Genomic DNA, 219 nt, shown 5'->3' on the forward strand with positions numbered 1-219 from the left:
CTGTGGCTCCGGTATCTCCAGTGGCTCCAGTTACTCCTGTGGCTCCGATATCTCCGGTGACTCCCGTGACTCCTGTGGCTCCGGTTGCTCCGGTATCACCTGTGGCTCCAGTTACTCCTGTTCCTGTAGCTCCTGTTACTCCCGTTGCTCCTGTTACTCCTGTAGCTCCTGTTACTCCTGTTACTCCCGTTGCTCCGATATCTCCGGTGGCTCCGGTAT

The 219-nt window shown here is 57.1% G+C and carries 1 protein-coding gene; it reads right to left on the reverse strand.

Annotated elements, in window-relative coordinates:
- Positions 1–219 (reverse strand): hypothetical protein (locus WYK_RS06505; RefSeq protein WP_040373738.1); only part of this gene is annotated, 219 nt, incomplete at both ends.

This window comes from Peribacillus psychrosaccharolyticus ATCC 23296 (assembly GCF_000305495.1).
In the GTDB taxonomy this organism is placed as follows: domain Bacteria; phylum Bacillota; class Bacilli; order Bacillales; family DSM-1321; genus Peribacillus; species Peribacillus psychrosaccharolyticus.